Annotated in this window: 17 protein-coding genes and 1 pseudogene; 4 read left to right on the plus strand and 14 right to left on the minus strand. The window is 44.3% G+C overall.

Annotated features, from left to right (window positions below):
* From VF412_RS19950 to VF412_RS19960, 3 genes and pseudogenes are all read left to right on the plus strand, one after another.
* Positions 1-417: pseudogene (locus VF412_RS19950) on the plus strand (isoprenoid biosynthesis protein ElbB); the annotation flags it as partial.
* A gap of 20 nt (positions 418-437) precedes the next feature.
* Entirely contained in the window at positions 438-1,526 is a 1,089-nt protein-coding gene (locus VF412_RS19955) for a D-alanine--D-alanine ligase family protein (RefSeq protein ID WP_331341041.1), read from the plus strand.
* A gap of 106 nt (positions 1,527-1,632) precedes the next feature.
* Positions 1,633-2,769, plus strand: coding sequence for a patatin-like phospholipase family protein (locus tag VF412_RS19960; protein ID WP_331341042.1), 1,137 nt, complete (start codon positions 1,633-1,635; stop codon positions 2,767-2,769).
* 32 nt (positions 2,770-2,801) lie between these two features.
* Here VF412_RS19960 and VF412_RS19965 read toward each other — a convergent pair whose 3' ends face one another.
* From VF412_RS19965 to VF412_RS20000, 8 genes are all read right to left on the minus strand, one after another.
* Positions 2,802-3,524 carry a hypothetical protein gene (locus VF412_RS19965; RefSeq protein WP_331341043.1) on the minus strand — a complete coding sequence of 241 codons (723 nt, stop codon included), beginning with the start codon at positions 3,522-3,524 and terminating at the stop codon, positions 2,802-2,804.
* A gap of 80 nt (positions 3,525-3,604) precedes the next feature.
* A complete protein-coding gene (locus tag VF412_RS19970; RefSeq protein WP_331341044.1) occupies positions 3,605-4,525 on the minus strand; it encodes a hypothetical protein in 921 nt (306 codons plus the stop codon).
* 426 nt (positions 4,526-4,951) lie between these two features.
* Complete coding sequence (locus tag VF412_RS19975; RefSeq protein ID WP_331341045.1) at positions 4,952-6,331, minus strand: aldehyde dehydrogenase family protein; 1,380 nt, start codon at positions 6,329-6,331, stop codon at positions 4,952-4,954.
* A gap of 57 nt (positions 6,332-6,388) precedes the next feature.
* Entirely contained in the window at positions 6,389-7,921 is a 1,533-nt protein-coding gene (locus tag VF412_RS19980) for a chemotaxis protein CheB (protein WP_331341046.1), read from the minus strand.
* 26 nt (positions 7,922-7,947) lie between these two features.
* The gene (locus VF412_RS19985) at positions 7,948-8,721 is read right to left on the minus strand and encodes a chemotaxis protein CheW (protein ID WP_331341047.1); all 774 of its coding nucleotides are present in this window, start codon (positions 8,719-8,721) and stop codon (positions 7,948-7,950) included.
* On the minus strand, positions 8,718-10,454 hold the full coding sequence (locus tag VF412_RS19990; RefSeq protein WP_331341048.1) for a chemotaxis protein CheA: 1,737 nt from the start codon (positions 10,452-10,454) through the stop codon (positions 8,718-8,720). The genes VF412_RS19985 and VF412_RS19990 overlap by 4 nt, the downstream gene beginning before the upstream one ends.
* A 544-nt stretch (positions 10,455-10,998) precedes the next feature.
* Positions 10,999-11,217, minus strand: a complete 219-nt coding sequence (locus VF412_RS19995; RefSeq protein WP_349259020.1) for a DUF1653 domain-containing protein — start codon at positions 11,215-11,217, stop codon at positions 10,999-11,001.
* 11 nt (positions 11,218-11,228) lie between these two features.
* Positions 11,229-11,624 carry an HIT family protein gene (locus VF412_RS20000; protein WP_331341050.1) on the minus strand — a complete coding sequence of 132 codons (396 nt, stop codon included), beginning with the start codon at positions 11,622-11,624 and terminating at the stop codon, positions 11,229-11,231.
* Positions 11,625-11,784: 160 nt separating this feature from the next.
* Between VF412_RS20000 and VF412_RS20005 the strand changes: the two genes are divergently transcribed.
* Positions 11,785-12,678, plus strand: coding sequence for a universal stress protein (locus VF412_RS20005; protein WP_331341051.1), 894 nt, complete (start codon positions 11,785-11,787; stop codon positions 12,676-12,678).
* A gap of 40 nt (positions 12,679-12,718) precedes the next feature.
* Here the strand turns inward: VF412_RS20005 and VF412_RS20010 are convergent, their stop codons facing one another.
* From VF412_RS20010 to VF412_RS20035, 6 genes are all read right to left on the minus strand, one after another.
* A complete protein-coding gene (locus VF412_RS20010; RefSeq protein WP_331341052.1) occupies positions 12,719-14,314 on the minus strand; it encodes a L,D-transpeptidase family protein in 1,596 nt (531 codons plus the stop codon).
* 258 nt (positions 14,315-14,572) lie between these two features.
* The gene (locus tag VF412_RS20015) at positions 14,573-15,712 is read right to left on the minus strand and encodes a citrate synthase (RefSeq protein ID WP_331341053.1); all 1,140 of its coding nucleotides are present in this window, start codon (positions 15,710-15,712) and stop codon (positions 14,573-14,575) included.
* A 102-nt stretch (positions 15,713-15,814) separates the two neighbouring features.
* Positions 15,815-16,705, minus strand: a complete 891-nt coding sequence (locus VF412_RS20020) for a PP2C family protein-serine/threonine phosphatase (protein WP_331341054.1) — start codon at positions 16,703-16,705, stop codon at positions 15,815-15,817.
* A 157-nt stretch (positions 16,706-16,862) separates the two neighbouring features.
* The gene (locus VF412_RS20025) at positions 16,863-17,483 is read right to left on the minus strand and encodes a hypothetical protein (protein WP_331341055.1); all 621 of its coding nucleotides are present in this window, start codon (positions 17,481-17,483) and stop codon (positions 16,863-16,865) included.
* The gene (locus tag VF412_RS20030; RefSeq protein ID WP_331341056.1) at positions 17,480-18,151 is read right to left on the minus strand and encodes a hypothetical protein; all 672 of its coding nucleotides are present in this window, start codon (positions 18,149-18,151) and stop codon (positions 17,480-17,482) included. The genes VF412_RS20025 and VF412_RS20030 overlap by 4 nt, the downstream gene beginning before the upstream one ends.
* Position 18,152: 1 nt before the next feature.
* A partial coding sequence (locus tag VF412_RS20035) for a DUF4423 domain-containing protein (RefSeq protein WP_331341057.1) occupies positions 18,153-18,533 on the minus strand: 381 nt, incomplete at its 5' end.

The following is an 18,533-nucleotide window of genomic DNA, read 5'->3' on the forward strand; positions in this document are numbered from 1 at the left end:
CTTCATGCAAAAGATTTTGATGCTATTGCATTCCCCGGCGGCTTCGGTGCTGCAAAGAATCTTTGCAACTGGGCTGAAAAAGGGGCGAAGTGCGACGTGAATCCTGACGTAAAAAGAGTCATCCTTGATTTCCACAGCGCAAGCAAACCGATCGGCGCCATTTGCATCGCCCCTGTTTTGCTAGCTCGCGTTTTGGGCGACAAGAAAGTCACTGTAACTATCGGTGACGATCAAGACACTATCGCTGAAATTTTGAAAACGGGGGCACAACATGAAGAGTGTCCTGTTGATGATTACATCACAGATCGCGAAACAAAAGTTGTGACGACTCCCGCTTATATGTATGGAGATGCAAAGCCGAATGAAGTCTTCGCAGGCATCTTCGGTCTTGCGCATGAACTGGTTGAGTGGGCCTAAAAACGGATTTTGGATAAAAGATGAAAAAAGTAATTGCTCTTATTTTTGGTGGTAAGTCTGCGGAACACGAAGTGTCTCTTCGCTCAGCGAAAAACATCGCGGATGCTTTGGATAAAGATAAATTTTCTCCGATTTTAATCGGTATTAGCAAAGAAGGCAGCTGGTATCGTTTTCCAGACATGAACATCTTCACCCATGTGGCGATCGACGATAAGGCTTTGCCACAGAATGCCGAGCCTGTTTCGCTGATGGCGTTGATGGGCAAACCTGTTCTTTACTCTTTGAAAGATCATAGCAAAACCGCTGTGGATTGCGCCTTCCCAATTCTTCATGGGACTATGGGGGAAGACGGTACAATTCAAGGTCTTTTCAAAATGGTTCAAGTCCCATTCGTAGGTTGTGGAGTTTGGTCTTCTGCTGCGGGAATGGATAAAGAAATCATGAAACGTCTTTTGACGAACGCGGGAATTTCAAATGCACGTTATATGCTTTTGACTCCGTTCGAGAAAACTTCTTACGACGATGTCGTAGCAAAACTTGGTTCACCATTTTTTATTAAACCAGCGAATGCAGGCTCTTCAGTGGGCGTTCATAAAATTAAATCTGCTGCCGATTTCGGACCAAAACTTCAAGATGCTTTCCAATTCGATACGAAAGTATTGGCTGAGGAATTTATCGAGGGTCGTGAACTTGAATGCTCTGTGATGGGCTTGAATCAATCGCCGAAAGCTTCTTTGCCAGGCGAAGTGATTCCTCAACATGAATTCTATTCTTATGAAGCGAAGTACGTTGACGACAATGGTGCGGTGATCGAAATCCCGGCAAAACTTCCTGAAGATGTAACAAAACGTCTTCGCGCGATGGCTGAAAAGACTTTCCAAGTGATGGGCTGTGATGGCCTAACTCGTGTGGATTTCTTCTTACGAAAAAATGGCGAACTTTATATCAACGAGATCAATACGATCCCGGGGTTCACTAAAATTTCGATGTACCCTAAAATGTGGGAAGCCACCGGCCTTAGTTACAAGGATTTGGTTTCTCAACTTATTCAGCTGGCCTTTGAAAAATACGAGGCCGAGCAAAAGCTAAAAACCACTTACCTCGAGTAAAAAAAGCCCGCCACAAGCGGGCTTTTTTGTTTCAAAATCGTCCAGGCCTCAGGGGTAGGACTTGTTGGACCCGCCATTAGTGCTACCATAAGTTAAGGGAGTTTTGATGGCGAAAAAAATGGGATTGGTCCTATCTGGCGGAGGCGCTCGTGGCGCTTACCAAGTTGGCGTACTAGCCGCAGTCAAAGAAATCAGTGAAAGATCCGGATTACCTGTTCGCTTTGATTTCCTCTCTGGTGTCAGTGCTGGAGCTATCAATGCAAGTTCGCTTGCTTCAAATGCAGAAAATTTTGGCTTCGCCGTCGACAATCTTGTTCGTTTGTGGAGTGGACTTTCTATCGAGAAAGTTTTCTCGACAGACGCCATCACTATGGGTCGCATCGGCTTTCAATGGATGCGCGATTTATCTTTTGGCTCTCTGACAGGCACGACTCCCGGTGGATCGTTGCTTGATACAGCTCCACTGCGTGAGTTGATTCATTCAAACATGGACTACAATAAAGTTGAACAGAATATCCATGCCGGGCACTTAACCGCTCTTGCGATCACCTCTGTTGATTACGCGAACTCTGCCTCTGTAACATTCGTTCAAGGTAAAGATGTTTTACCTACTTGGGACAAAGGCAGAAAACGAAGTGAAAGAACTTCGATCTCGACTGATCACATCATGGCTTCCTCCGCGATTCCTCTATTGTTCCCACCTGTCCAAGTGAATGATCGTTATTGGGGTGACGGAGCAGTTCGCAATCATGCTCCATGCAGTCCTGCGATCTATTTGGGTGCAGAGAAGCTGATGATTATCGGCGTTCGTCGTCAAACGACGACTGCTTATGAAGAGCGTGCTACTGCTAATGATGCATCACCCACTGTATCTCGTGTTGTGAATACGATTTTGAACGGTGTCTTGCTTGATGCTATCGAACAAGACGTCGATCGTCTTCGTCGCCTGAATGACTATGCGAACGCGATTCCTCAAGACCAACATCAGAAAATTGCTCTTCGTCCTTTGGATTATTTGTTTATCGCGCCTTCTGCGGATATTGGTGACATAGCAATTCAAAAAGCTTACAAGCTTCCAAGAATCGTTCGCTATCTACTGAAAGGCCTTGGTACGTTGGAGGACGCCAGCGAAATCATTAGTTATCTACTTTTTGAACCCTCATTCTGTGCAGACTTGATCGATATTGGTCGCAAAGACGGGCTTGCCCAAGAAAACAAGATCATCGAGCTTCTAAGAAAATAAAAAAACCGCCCTCATCAGGCGGTTTTCATTTTTTACATCAGTGGATTTTTAATCCCTAACCCCTCAAGGTTCAGATCTGTAGTCTTTCCAACCATATCGATGAAAGAGCCTTTTGATTCTTCAGACAACTTATCTGATTTCGTCTTCTTTAAAAGATCACAATGCTTGGCCATTTTTGAGAAGACTTGATCCGGCGTCACCGTCGAAGTCGATTGGATCTTGCGATTTCTCACGTCCCAAAGCTCCGCGCGCATCAAGAAGTAAGCAGCTGCTTCGTGCTTCTTAAACATCGGCGCACCACATGCGATGCCGTAACCCGCTTGATACTCTTTATACGTGTTGCTAGAAGTAGGATGAACCATGATCAAATAATCTGCCCCTTGCTTTTGCGCTTGCTCTAGCACGTACTGCGTGAGGATTTGCCAGCGATCCCCCAAGTAAATGTCTTTCAAGCCGCGAGCTTCAGCGATCATGTCATTCACAGTTTTTGAATCCAAATTCACACGAATTGGCTCGCGCTTTAACGCCTTCAATTGCGTATCATATGCCGAGAGAAACGCATCATTCATCGACCAGCCCGCCGTGCGCACAGAAACTTGTTTCTCTTTTTTATTTGGCTTCAGAGAAAACACCGCGAAATCATCTTCAAATAAAGAAACAATTCCTACTTTCGTAACTGCAGGTTGAGTTTCTTTTTGTTTGCTAGCACAAGCGGCCAATGACATTAAAGTCAGAGCTAAAATAAAACCACGCATCTCTACATCCTCCGTCGAAAAGAATAAATAATTTCGATAGCTGAAGCAAAAATTAAAGGCTGTCCTCGACCGCCTTGTGGCTATTTGCAATCCGCTACGGCTTGTTCATCGTATACACTGACAAAGCAGCTTTTCTCTACCGATCCATCCGGACCATGATCTCCCTGCGGGCCTGTACCACCATCTAGTTTTGAATCCAGGGGAATTCCAGGGCAAACACCTTGCTTTCCTCCGTCGCCACCGTCACCGCCAACTCCTCCAAGACCCGGGATAGCATCTTTATAGAGATTAGTCTTAAATAAATCATACGAATTGCGATCTAATACAACCAGAGCGAAAGTTCCTGAATCTCCACCTCTAAATCCGTCATGGCCTTTGTTTCCAGTAGCTCCCGCAGTTGGAGTCTTAACTATCATTGAAGCCAGTTTATATTTAGTAGCGGGATCACTGATGTTTTTACTATCGCAAACACCGTTCTTGGAATTGTCTGGATTATCTCCTTTGAATCCCTTGCCGCCATTTTGCCCGCGCATGACGATAGATAAAAATCCTTCAGCTTTATTCACCTCAAGATAAATATGGCCGCCTGATTTTCCCACTTGTCCCTCCACCGCGGTGGAACCGATAGGAAATGTCGTAATTTGTGCTCCATCACTGATTAAATTATCAACCTCCAAATGAACATTTGCGCCCATTGTATAGATCACCGCATTTTTTCCGAGAGTGAGTTTACTAATTTTCTTATTCCATGAAGCCTGCACTTTCCAAAGTGGATTATTTTTGTCTGTCTGAGCATATTGAAACTCTTTTTCATGCAAAAATTTTCCTCCCACATAATAAACCGGCTCATCGATGGTCATGTCCTGTTCAGCGACTTCATCCGAAGACACGTTTGCAGATTTAAGAACTGGATCATCTGAATTTTTATCGCGGACTTCTATACAACCGATGATTTGGGTTAGGGCAAAAATGGATAAGATAATTGTGAGGGACTTTTTCATGGTTTCTCCTTTTGATAATGGAGGAGCACCCTATCGAGAATCGAACCGTGACCGCGGCTCTTACATTTTAGATAAGCGTCCGATGTCCGGACTTAGGCCTGTGAACAGCTTTTGCAAAGACTTCATTTTGCTTTCCTCACAGGATGTGAGGAATTGCGACTCAAGGACGAGGAAAATGGAAGCCAACAAGATCAACTACTTTGAAAAAATCGACACTCCCAAGCACCGCGAGTTTATAATTTCCCAAAACAATTGCATACTTTGCGGCACTGTTCTTGAACTTAAGCACATTGCTGATCGCGATTCCTCGGAGGTAAAAGAGGAAGCATTTTGCCCTCATTGCGATGTCAAAACTCGGGCGAAAACACATATTTTGAACTGATCTTCGTCAAATAATCGACAGAGAAACTCGTCACGAAGTTGACACTAGCGAGCACCCGTCAACTTCTTAACGTCCGAATAAAATGATCCATTCCAGGCAACATCGAGATTTCCAAAGCTTGATTGTTTGTGCCCGAAAATTATGTTGCTTTCACCACTCATCCAGCAATTTTCCCAAACTTGGGCAACTTCAAGCTTGCCGCTGACTTTCCCTAGTTTTTCCTCGGGCCCCCACACCACAGCCGAATGAGCAAGATAAGAAGTATTCGCCCACTTCAAAGTTTCGTGTTGGTATTTCACCGAAGTCACAAGAATCAAAGGCCCATGCAATTCATCCTGTTGCATGACCGAACAATTCGGAAGATCCATCATCACTGTTGGCTTCACGAAATATCCCGGATGATCGGCACGCTTTGAGCCCCAGAAAATCTTTCCATGCTCAGACACACCAAACTGACTGCGTTCATCAATCGCAGAAATACGATCTTCCGCAATCAGCGGAGTCCACACGGACTCACCTTCTGGCGATACCAATGGCTTCAATGACTGAAGATACTCGTTCAGTGAATCCATGAATTCTTTATAGAAAGATTCGAGCACAAACAGACGTGATGAATTCCAGCACATCTGACCTTGTCCCAACATGAATGGCGTCATGATCTCGTTCATTCGAGATTTAAAATCCGTATCTGCTAAAACGATGGTCGCATTCTTTGCTCCACCGCTGAGTTGCAACTTTTTGAATTGAGGCAACGCGGCTTTCGCAATACTCTCCATCGTTGAGTTACGTCCTGCAGCTGTGACAGCACGAATGCTTGGATGCCCTGCAATCAATTGAGCCACGTCAGCACCGCCTTGAATAATTTGAACAAGGCCTGATTCAACGTGGGCGGCTTGCAAAGTTTCACCAAGAACTTGCGCCGTGATAGGAGAATGTTCCGAAACTTTCAACATCACCGCATTCCCAGCAGCGAGCGCAGGGGCAAGTCGTTCCATAACTTCACGCAATGACAAACACCATGGCGTGATAATGCCGACCAGACCTGAAGGTCTTGTGTAATGATTTCCGTCCTGCAGAAGACTTTGAGCAACCTGCTTCAAATGGGCGATAGCCACTTCAATATCATTTTTTAAAACAAAGGATTTGGGCAACCCTTGATGAAGAGCTTCAAGAAATGCATAGCGATCTTTATTCGCCTCAAGATGCTGAGCCATTGCAAGCAAATGTTGCGAGCGATTTTCCAAAGTTTGATTTTCAATTTGTGTCAGAGCTTTTTTAGCCCCTTGTAACGCTTTGATTACATCCATCGCATCAGATTGCGCAACAGTCGCTAAATCAGATCCATCGAAAGAAGATTTTTTGATGAAGGTCTTTTTGCTTTCAGAAGCGACAAACTCGCCTCCGATAAAATTGAGAAGTTCCAAGAGCACGTCCCGCAAGTTGTTCTTGAACCACTTGCCGGGACATTCTCCAGGCGAAGATTAGTACAAGTTTTGGTTTCGATACTGCATCAGGTACTGAGACAGTCCCTCTGATTTAAGTACCTCATCCGCTACACCAAGTTCAATGGCTTTTTGCGGACCGTAAGGGAACTGAGCTTCTTCAGGATGCTGCACAACAGTGGCGCCACCCATTTTCTGAACATCCGTCAAACCATCGACTCCGTCGGAACCGAATCCGCCTAGCAAAACAGCGAATACACCTTTGTTATAGGCTGCGGCAGCAGACTGGAACAATACATTGCTTGAAGGAAGTTGCGAGGCCACAGGAGCTCCCTTAGCTATCTTAATTATTGGGCCCTGTGGACCTGTTACAATGCGACCATGATGTTCCGAAGGAATAAAATAGACGTGTCCCATTCGTAAGAACTCGCCGTCTTTGGCAATGACGGGCGTCACTTTTGACGAGGCCTTCAGCTTGCTAACATAAGCTGTCGCAAAGTTCGCAACTGTACTGCAAGATACAACCACTGGAGGAGTATCCGCAGCCAAGCCTTTTACGAATTTTTCCAAGGAATCCGCAGAACCTGCATTTCCGCCGACAACAACCACTTTCAACTCGGCCGCGCGCTTCACCACTGACTTCATGGGTGTTGTGCTTTTAGTCTCAATCACGGGCGGAGCTTCTTTCAATTTCTTTAAAACATTCACCGAAGCCGCCGCACGCACTTTATCAACAAGCATCCCTGCAAGATCTTTTAAAACCGCAGGATCAAACTGTGATGGCTTATGCACAAATTCAACGGCACCAAGTTCTAACGACCTTAATGCCGCCTCCCCCGTGCTTGCCAAAGAAGATACCATCACAACTGGAATCGGATGATGTTTCATGATTTTTTCTAGGAACATAACCCCAGACATCTTCGGCATTTCGATATCTAAAGTCATAACGTCAGGTTTTTTATTTAAAATCAACTCTCGAGCCTGATAGGCATCGGCCGCCGCACCCACGACCTCTAAACCACTCTTTGTGAAGATGTTCGTGAACAATGTTCTTACTGTCGCAGAGTCGTCAACAACCAGAACTTTTACGTTCTTCGCAACCGATAGAGGTCTAAAACCAGACACATCCACCGCTGCTTTTTCAGAAGTAGTTCCCCCTGCGGAGTTATAAAGAATATCAAAGTTCGAAGTATTTAACTTAATTGTGCGAGCATATTCACCGGCCACATTGCGCTCAAGAATAGGAATATTCATCTCACGCAGAAGAGTTTCAGCAACCTCGATATTTCGCTTACCAATGCCATCGCCCAAAGACGAAACACTGATGACATTCGCTCCACCGTAGATCTTTGCCTGCAAACGACTGCGATTAGCGCCTAAGCGTACGCATTCGTCGATCAAAGCTGGAATCGCAAAAGTTCCATAGCGAGTATTCAACGCTTCATTAGGAAGGCCTTCGGGCAAAAGATAGTGATTCAATCCGCCAATTTTTGTTGTCGGATCATGAATAGCAACCGCCACACAGGAACCTAAAAGAGTCGAGATGATTGTCTCCTCTTTAAAGGCTGCCATCTTTCCTGGATATAAATAATGGGAGTTCATGCGGCCACCAATCTTTCAATATCTAAGACCATCACCGAGCGTTGATCTTTTACGAAAAAGTTACGGATGAACGAAACAGAGTTCATCACAGAGTTATTCTCAACGCTCTGCAAATCTTTATCATGCAGGTTTATGAGTTCGTCCGTTTCAGTCACCTGAAGCGAAAAACGTAAACCCTCAAATTCACAAATCACATAGAACAATCGATTCGAGCTGACATTCTGAAAGCCGTGATCCTGAAGGTTAAACACAGGAACGGCATCGCCACGGAATGGGATGACCCCCAAAAAACCGCGGCGCTTCTCAGGCAAAGGAAATAATGGCAAAGAGCCAATGACTTCCACGACATTCTTGATAGGAATCACAAATTCCTGATCCGTCACCTTGCAATGAAGATACAAAGTTTCGCCTTGAGCTTCTGCCGTCAGCGCATATTGCGACGGATAATCCGCAGAATCCTTTTTGGTTTCCACAAGATTTTCCACGTACTTCTTGGCCGTTTGTAAAGCGTGAATCAAATCCTGATGACTAGAGTATAGATCCAGCTTGGCTTGTAAATCCAAGAACCAAGCAGAAAGGAATTCAAATTCATTACTTTTTGCATCTACTGACCAGCTTTGAGATTGTTCGCGAATTTCAACACGCACTTTTTTCCAGGTGCTTTCATCGATAAGATCGATGAATTTCGCGATCTCTTTTTGAAGGCTGTCTAGATAATAGCCTTTCAATTCGGCAGTAAAATCATCACCAAAGAAATCATCAGTCGTCATGCAGCCTCCCTCATTTGCGTGGAAGCCAGCACGCCTAATAAACTTTCAGGGTCGATGATATAGGCGACATTTTCATCAGCAAGGATCGAGACTCCTTTGAAGCCCTTTTGGCCACCAAGGATCTTTCCGAAATTTTTGACAACAAGATCTGTTTGGCCTTCGATCTTATCAACAAGCAATGCTATGACCGCATCCTTAGCTTTAATGAAAATAGCAGAAGAATTTTTTACTTTATCAGCGGATTCCGAAACAGATGATTGAAGCATCTCTTGATAATTCAAAAGAGGTACGGTGAGTCCACTGAACTGGCAATAACGCAAATGGTTCACCGTCGTGACTTGCAATTCACTGCAAGAAGTAATGTGAGACACTGATGTGATTGGTACTGCGACTTGAAGACCATTCCATGTCGCCAGCAACGCCGCTTCCACCATGATGTGCTGTGGAGCTGGAACTTCCAAGTGGAACGTTGTTCCCTGACCGGGCACAGTCTTAATATGAATTTGACCATCATATTTATCAACAGTATTTAAGACCACGTCCATACCTACGCCACGGCCCGAGATTGTTGTGATTTTATCTTTCGTTGAGAAACCAGGTTGGAAGATGAAACGGTAAATCTGCTCATCTTGCAACTGAGGAATTTCTTCTTCGGTTGTAAGGCCCGTACTGATCGCGCGAGCTAAAATGCGCTCTTTATTAAGACCGGCGCCGTCATCTTTGAAAATAAGATGAATGACTCCGTTTTTGTCAGCGATTTCGAGACTTAATTGCCCAATGGAAGGTTTGCCTTGCACCGTGCGCTCGAACTGATCTTCGATACCATGGTCAATCGAATTTCTGACCAAATGAACAACGCAGTCGGAAAGCTCCTTCGCCAAAGATTTATCAATCAGTAAATCCATACCGTGCATCTCAAACTGCACCGTCTTGTTAAGTTCAGTGGCGGCCTGACGAACCAGAACTGGAATGCCTTGGAAACTTTCCTCGGCTTTTTCCTTGCGCACACTTTGAATCTGCGACTGAAATTGATCGCAGATTTTTCGAAGATTGTGATTGAAATCGCTTTGACGGCGCTCAAACAATTCCGGCTGCACGCGAAAGTTCACAGTTTGGTTCATTATTGTGTAGAAATTTTTTAGAACTAGAAGCTCGCCAGAAATTTTCAATAACTCATTCAGCTGCTTATTCGAAAGCCAAACCCCCTGATCATCGTCAGAGACAGCAGCCACTTTTTTAAGTGAGGCCTTACGAGCAGGCTTATTCATTGTGCCATTAGAGAATTGGAAGCTGCCGTATCGGGTAATGACCTCAATCGCTTCGCTGAGTTCTTCAGGATAAACCTCGCGTTTTTCGCGCAATGCCTCTGCAAGAACTTTTAAAAGGCGTGCACTTTCTAAAAACAGATCAATGCACTCGCGTGTGATGACATGATTTTCTTGCTTAATACGATTAAGCAAGGCCTCGAACTCATGGGATAACGATCCCAGGAGCTGACCGCCTGGTACAGCTCCGACACTGCCTTTGAGTGTATGAACTTTTCTGAAGATCAAATTGATGTGATCAATATCGTTCGGATCCTCTTCGAGTTTCAAAATTTGTTCTTCAAGATTGTCGAGAATTTCTTTCGACTCATCAAAGAAAGCGCGGGACACTTGCTCGACCTGTTCAAAGTCGATCACAAACATGTCATCAAGTTGTGAGGGAGAATTATTATTTTGTTCGTCCGACATTGCCTGAAAATCCTGCTTTCCAATTACAGCGACTGTTCAAGAATTTATCGGCATTTCGAGGATTTAAGTTAGAAACTACGGATTACATATTGGACTAGATTTTTGTGAGTCGACCGCAGTTAAGTGGCTCAAAAAAGGAAAGGCGGTTCGAAAACCGCCTTTTGTAACAAGATTCTTTAAGAATCCTAGGCGAAGGTCTACGCCGGCTAAGAAGCCGTCACCTCCGCCATGGTTATGTCACAGTGTTGAACCATAAGCACCACCTCCTTCCCAGCCCCAATAGAAGCTTTACCTAATCCTACATCAAGTCTGACTTTTTCTTCCACTTTTTTACGGCAGAAAATAATTTCTGGTAATTTGTCAGAGATCACTTTGAGACTTTTCTTTTGGGTTAGCGATCGTCGCATTTGCGGAAATTGCGAATGTGAGGATCCGGAAAGTTCCACGCTTGATGGTAACTCGAGATGAGTTTGATTTTGAAACAATAGATTAAAAGCGTTGGCTAAAAATTGGCGCTGAAAGTCCCCTCTCACTTCAAAGCGTCTTAGTTACATACAAACTTAAAACGTGGAACTTTTTGGCCGTTGACCTCAACATCTTCCATCCACATCTTTAAGGGACGAACCCATAGACGCCCTAAAGAGTTTTCGTATAAAGATTCATACATCACAAGCTCTTCTAGAGTTTCGCTGTGACGACCGATACCGATCACTCGGTAAGGCTTTCCTTTGTAGTGTTCGTACAGGGCTCCCGCCACTGGCATTCTGTCGTTCATTATTTATCCAAGTGTTTGATAATTTCAGATTGGATTTGTTTCATCTCTGCTTCTGAGCGACGAGTCGCTCGTTTGAAATCAAGATCTGGAATCGACCAAGCTGGGATTAAATGCAAGTGGTAGTGAGGCACCTCGAAGCCAGCAACCATTTGTCCTATACGAGGAGCCCCCGATGCCTTCAGAATTGCCTTGCCGATCTTTTGAGAAACCTTATGAAGGTGCGCGTAAATCTCTGGAGGAACTTCTGTCCAATGATTGATTTCTTCTTTGCAGATTACTAATGTATGTCCCAGATTCACTTGATCCAACGCAAGAAACGAAAGAACTTTCTCATCTTCATATATTTTATAGCAAGGAAGTTCACCGCTGATGATTTTCGTAAAAATAGATGCCATTTTTTCTTACCTCTTATGACTCTGAGTATAGACATTGACGCGCTCGAGAAGCAATTTAGAACCCCGGTGTATCAATGCTTTTTTAATGGTGGCCTTAATACATTCTCGTGGTGCTACCCCACAGACAGAGATACAATAGAAACATTAAGCGAGGTGCCCCATGGCAAAAAATATGTTGGTGGCCGACGATCTTCTGAACGCGACTGAATTTTCCCAACAACGATCTGAATTGCTTCAAAATTATTCCGCAGAATTGGCGTCCCAACTTAAAGGGCAAGTAAAATACATTTACGTCAAAGACCCCAGCCGCAAAAAAGAAGATACTTTGGACGAAAAAACCAAAGTTGAGGAAGTAAACCGGTTTTTTTCTAAAAAGAAAATCCGCGTTCAAGTCATTGGCAAGGTTGGCAATCCCGTCGAAGAAGTTTTGAAGGCTCAAAACTCTTCCCCGAAACCAAGTTTGGTCATTATGGGAACTCACGGCAAAACAGGGCTTGATCGACTGTTCTTGGGTAGCGTTGCCGAAGAGGTGATTCGCAACTCACAAACTCCGGCGTTGATTCTGGGGCCGCAAGTTCTTGAACCCCATGTTGAAAAAGGCGGAAAAATTTTGCTCGCGACAGACCTATCAAAAAATAGCCGTCGCGCTGAAGCCTATGCATTGAAACTTGCTGCTGAATTAAAAGCAGAAATCGTGATGATTCACTCTATCACAGAGACTGTACGTACCGCTGATCAATTCGCTTCAATGTCAGGAACAGCTTACCTAGATGATTCTTTTATTAAAACGCTTCGTCAAAAATCTGGACAAGCTTTGAAAAAGAAAGCGCAGCTTTTTAAGTCGAAACGTGTGCGCACGTCTTTTATTCTTGATGAAAAAGGTCCGACTTCTGCAGAGGTCTTGGTGGCAGAGGCAGCAAAAGGATATCAATTCCTTATCATGGGTACACACGGAAGAAATGCCTTGCTAAGAGCTTTCCTAGGAAGCACGGCCCGACAGACATTGTTGTCGACACCCATTCCGACCATTATTGTGAATTCAAGATTGAGATAAAAAAAGGCGTACATTGCAGTACGCCTTTTTTTCGTATCTATCAAAAGGCGGCTGACATATACCTTAAAATTAGGCCGTTCTGCTCATAGGAATCATCAACAAAGCGAATGATTCCGTCCGAGCTCATTTGAGACGTTAAGTGAGCGGTGTAAACAGGCAATTTCATTTTCACCGGAACCTCTGTGGATTTAGAAAGAACCTCACCGGGTTTTGCGACAACGGCGTCAATGGCGGCTCGATTCCATTGTGTGCCCTGCAAGATGTACTCTGCTAAATCAAATGGCTTTTCCAGGCGAATACAACCGGAACTTAGCTGGCGTTGTGGTTCGATGAAAAGTTCTCGCTGATTTGTATCGTGCAAGTAAATCGCAAACGAGTTTGTAAGTTCAAACTTAATCACACCCAAAGCATTTCCTAGATGTGGTTTTTGCCTGATATAAATGTCTGGCGATGAAGTACCCTGACTAATTCCCCACCAATCGATCGTCGTCGGATCAAGACGTTTTGTGAAAGCTTTATTCCAAACCTCATAATTATGTTGAGCGAAGTATGCCGCGATTTCGTAAGGTTGAAGATTTTTAATCTCTTCCACTTTGTCCTGCATGAAAACAGTGGGTGGAACGACCCAGAATGGATTGAAAATCACTGTCACAATTTCGTCACGCATAGTTGGCGATTTTCTATCTGGTCGACCGTTAATTGTTCTAAATGACATTGTTGTTGGAGCACCCGGCGTCTTATCGACCAATGCAAAGTAAGTCATTGCCAGATTAATAAAGATATAGCGATCTTCAAAGTTTTGTGGAAACCAGCGCATTTTCTCCATGTCAGCTTGCATCTGACGAACCCGATCCATACATGAAATATTTAAAAAATTCCAGGTACGACCACCCGGAGAAATTATTCCGTCGGGTTTCATACGTAAATTCCATTGGATATCGTTTACCGCAGTTAGAACATCACCATCAAAAAGATTATCCATGTTTGTGATTTTATAACCAAGAAGGGCCAAACGTTTTTTGATTCCTAAAATAGCGTTATCCTTCGAGTTCAATTTCAAAGTTTTTTTAGAAGGCGTGATCGGGATCCACTGTCCATTCGCTGCACAGTTTGGATAAATCTTTTTCAATGCCTCTTTCACAGAAAGATACGGAGGGTTCTGCGGAGCCACTGCTTCAATCACAGAGTCCGCTCTTTTTCCCGAAGCTAAAACAATCGCGGCCAGCTGTTTTGGCGTCAGAAAATTCTTTTTCACAAACTTCACATCATAACCAATCATTTGTGGATCAGCGCTGCCTCCGTAAAGGTCCTGAAGAAGTTGCAGATAGCTTTGGTTTGCACGATATTTTAGATCGCGGCTATAGCCTCCGCCTTTTTGATAAGACCACTCCATGTCGTCGGTCCAATAAGCCTTTGGATTCAATCCGTGATTCCAGATGTTCCTCATGGCCGTTCGCATATCGTCGATATAAAGCTGATCGATAATTGAATAGTAATCTGGTTGATTTCCAACAACAGTCGTCGGCCCACCGATGTCAGTATCAAAACTGCTAGTGGAGACTTGAGCAAAAGATTTTGCCTGGAATAAGAAAGGTATTACCAGAGCCAATAATGAAGCTGTACGCAAAGCGCCCATGTTTCGCATCCCCCTGCCATCGCCATATAGAAATTATCTCGCCACTTCCCTGCGTGAGTAAGATGATTCTGGGCTGTAGGCTCGAAGATTTCGAAAAGAAAACGGATGAGATGTCGTAAATCAGAAAAAAATAAATTGGCGGACTTAATACTAGAACGACGTTCGACAAAAAGAAAAAGGGAGCTTTAACAGCTCCCTTTTTAACTCGTCTCCACTTCGACTTCGTCAAAGTAAAGTAAATTTGCTTTTAGATTCCGATTAGCGAGAAGCTACCGGAGTCCATTTCAAACCTTCTTTACCAGCCCATTTGCCACGAGGACGGTAGATACGGTTGTTCGCGTATTGCTCGAACGCGTGAGCGCACCAGCCAGAGATACGAGAAGCCGCGAAGATCGGAGTGAACAAATCAGTTGGGATACCCATTGCGAAGTAGACTGTCGCAGAATAGAAATCCACGTTCGGCATCAAACCTTTTTCTTTGTACATAGTGTCGTCAATCAAAGTCGACATTTCGTACATCGTGTGGATGCCAGCTGCTTGAGTCAATTTGTCAGACATACCGCGAAGGATACGAGCACGAGGATCGCCGTTTTTGTAAACGCGGTGACCGATACCCATAACTTTTTCTTTCGCTTCCAAAGCGTCTTTTACGAATTGCTGAGCTTTATCCATTGTGCCGATTTTTTGAAGCATCAAAATCACTTGCTCATTCGCACCACCGTGCAAAGGACCTTTTAGGGCGCCGATTGCAGAAACGATTGCAGAGTGAAGATCAGACAATGAAGAAGCTGTTACGCGAGTTGCGAATGCAGAGCAGTTCAACTCATGATCCGCGTGAAGGATCAAGCAAGTGTCCATAACTTTTACGTGTTCAGCATTTGGCTCTTTACCACCGCCCAACATGTACATGATGTTCCATGCGATTGATTTGTCAGTTTTCGGAGCAATTGGTTCTTTACCTTTGCGGATTGCATCGAATGCACAAAGAAGAGTTCCCATTTGCGCTGTCATGCGAACTGACTTACGAAGATTTGCAGCTGCTGACATATCGTTTGCATCTTTATCGTAGTGAGCCATCAAAGAAACAGCAGTACGCAGCCAACCCATTGGGTGAACGTTTGTCGGGATGCCTTTTAGAACTTTGATAAATTCTGGAGACAACGCCATTTCGTTGTGAAGTTCTGCAGAGAATTTTTGCAATTCAGCAGCAGTTGGAAGTTTGTCATTCCAAAGAAGGTAAGTCACTTCTTCGAATGTTGAGTTCGCAGCTAGATCGTCAATTGTGTAACCGCGGAAATTAAGATTATCGCCAACGATGAATGATACTTTCGTTGTACAAGCAACAACGCCTTCTAAACCTTTATCCAAGGCGCCTTCGTAGATATTAACCTCAGCCATTTGAGTGTCCTTTCTGAGTTTCCTAATAGAATAAAATAGTAATATTAAAAGCTATCAACAATGTCACGCCACTATTTGCTTAGCAGTCCCTTTGGGCCCGCTCTAGTTCTTAGCTAACTTAATCACTCGATCTTTGACTTCAGTGACAATCAAAGTCTGATCGCGAACCGGGTCCTCTTTGCCGGTATACTTCTGATTTGCATAAAGGATTTCATTGCGCAGTTCGTGAACTCCTTGGCGCGGGGCTTTAGAAATAGCCTCGGACAATCGGTGTCCTCCCCAGGCAACTCCCAGTGAGTTTTGCGAATTCTTCAGGCCTTCAGTAGCTATGATCACCCTATCACGAGGGTTGAGTTGCACCGTGCGACTTTGAGGCTCTGTGTTAAAATCTCTTCCAAGGCTCGGTCCAGTCGGAAGTAGTTCCTGAAGACTGTCTTTGCCATAGACCTGCAAAAATCCGTCGATATCGCCAATAGAACAATACTGAAACTCATAACTGCGGCGATCAACAATTCCGTAAAAGATGTTCGCACGATCTTCATTTTGAATGTTAGGCACCACTTCTTTGGCGAGCAGCGCCACAACTTTGTGGGCTTCAAGGCCACGACGGGCTTCGATCTGAGATGAAATCTTAATGATAACGGACAAAAGCAACGAGGAGAGAGAGTAACCCGTAGCGCTAGAGATCAATATGCCAAATTTCAACTTATCTTCATGCTCAAAGATGTCGAAATAGTCGCCTCCGGAACGAGTTCCTGCCAAAAATTTCGTGCTGAACTCGAACCCTTGCACATTGGGAAGCTCAGTTGGCGACAAAAACTTTTGCAGCGCCTGAGCCATTTTCAACTCTTGATTGATCTGTGCGATGAGTTTTTCAAGTGAAGTATTTGCTTTAGTTAGTTCCAAGCGATAGCGGTGAAGCTCCGCTTCTTTAACGGCCAACTCGTGTTCAAGTTCAGAGATTCGTTCTTTGAGTGATTCGTCGTTCGCCATGAAATTTCCTAAAGCTATTCTACTCCGGTGAAGCCGGAGTGCAGAAAAGTTGAGTGCGCTTTTATTTTAGGAAGTTTTCAGGAGCGAGTCAGACGGTTTTATCATTGTAACTGCGGTTCAGTCCAAAGGCTTAGGACCAAGGGCTGATTCCATTTTGCTATTTATAGATTGAAATTTTCAAACTTTTAATCATGCCCCAGTAATCCTCCGATGAATCCGTCGTGGCTTTTTTTGAAAATAGATATGCATTTAAGATCCTAGCTTTCGAAGAGTTGTCTTCGCCCAATTTATAAAAATGCTCGTAGACGGCCTCGTGCATGATCAGGCCCGCTTTGCTTCTTTCAGACAACGCCTTCCATAGGTCCTCATTGACAAGAAATCGCTTCGTCACTTTCGAGACCACATTGCGACGAATTGCGATCTGTAGCAATTTACAGTCCTTATCTTTTGGCAGGAAAAGATGTTTTGAATCATCAACATCCGTCAGCAAAACATCGGACTTGAAATCAATCAACTGATAGATTTCTTGTAGGCGCCTCGAGTACTGGGTAGCCTGACTTGGATTCAATCTTTTTAAGTTCTCTAAAACCTGATCTAAGATCTCCTTGTAGCCTTTGGCCCCGAAATCTTTAAGTGGCTCTGAAGCCTCGTAAAAATCTAATAGTTCAGAGGACGTTTTACATTGAACAACGTCTCCTCCATTGCCGACACGGTCACCGCTAGCGTAAGCCACATGGAAGGACCAAATGACAGTCGCAGTTAAAAGAAGACGCCTCATGATCTCTCCATCAAATTGATTTTGTAAGTCACAGACTCGCCCTCTACTGTTTTCAAACGCAGCTTGATCACTTTACTTACACGACCTGATGGACAATTGATCAAGACCCAACGTTTAGTCAAGGACATCGAAGGTACAGTGAATGGGGCATACAGATGTCCTTCGGGCACCATCTTCACACCCTGTGCATTTTTTTTCTTTTCAGATATTTTATGATAAGCACTCATCCCTGCACCCGCTGCAACACCACTTAGTCCCGCCGCTGCAATATTCTTATCGCCAGTCAGAATTCCTAGAACCACAGCCGCGCCACCAACTCCTGTGATTACGTTGTCAGTCATTTCTGTGTTGTGATCGCGGATCTTCTTTTCTTCGTCTTTCGCTTCAGCCCAAGATACCAGGTCTTTGCCTACGATCACGTTAAAAGCATCCTCTTTATTATCAGTGAATACTTCCGCTTCATCGATGCGAATCCACTTGCCGTCATTACTTTCAAAGTTAATCTGTAAAAGAATATTGTAGGGATCAGAGTAGTCCTCGTTGATCTCGGCAGAGACCTCCATATTAAACAGAGCCGTAGATGACTCTTCCTGGCCATGAATACGAAGCTCTTTACTGGCGCAAGCGGAAAGACCTAGACATAAAATAACCGACATCAACTTTTTCATTTTAATCCTTTTCCAGAGAGAAGATCTGGCAGGCCAACACAAAAACTTCCTTGGCATTGGGTGTTTGTAGGTAATCGACAAGACGATCTTGAAACTCTTCAACCATTTTGCGCGCCGATGGAATTTTCTCGGCATCCGCAAGAAAGGTCATGGCCGAGTAATCCCTTTTATGCAAAGGAACTACCGGAAGTTTTTCGATCGCCAGATTTAAAATTTTATGGTGATAGGACTGAATCGCCCGAGAAGGCCTATCACTTGTCACATTCAAAGGCCTTGCTTTGCGCTTTAAGTTTCGAGAATCCTCTAAAACTCCCAAACGAATAAGACGAGTCAATGCTTCGCGGGCTTCCACAACACTGATTCCTAAGCGACTGGAAATCCA

Origin of the sequence: Bdellovibrio sp. (assembly GCF_036384735.1) — a bacterium.
Classification (GTDB): Bacteria; Bdellovibrionota; Bdellovibrionia; order Bdellovibrionales; family Bdellovibrionaceae; genus Bdellovibrio.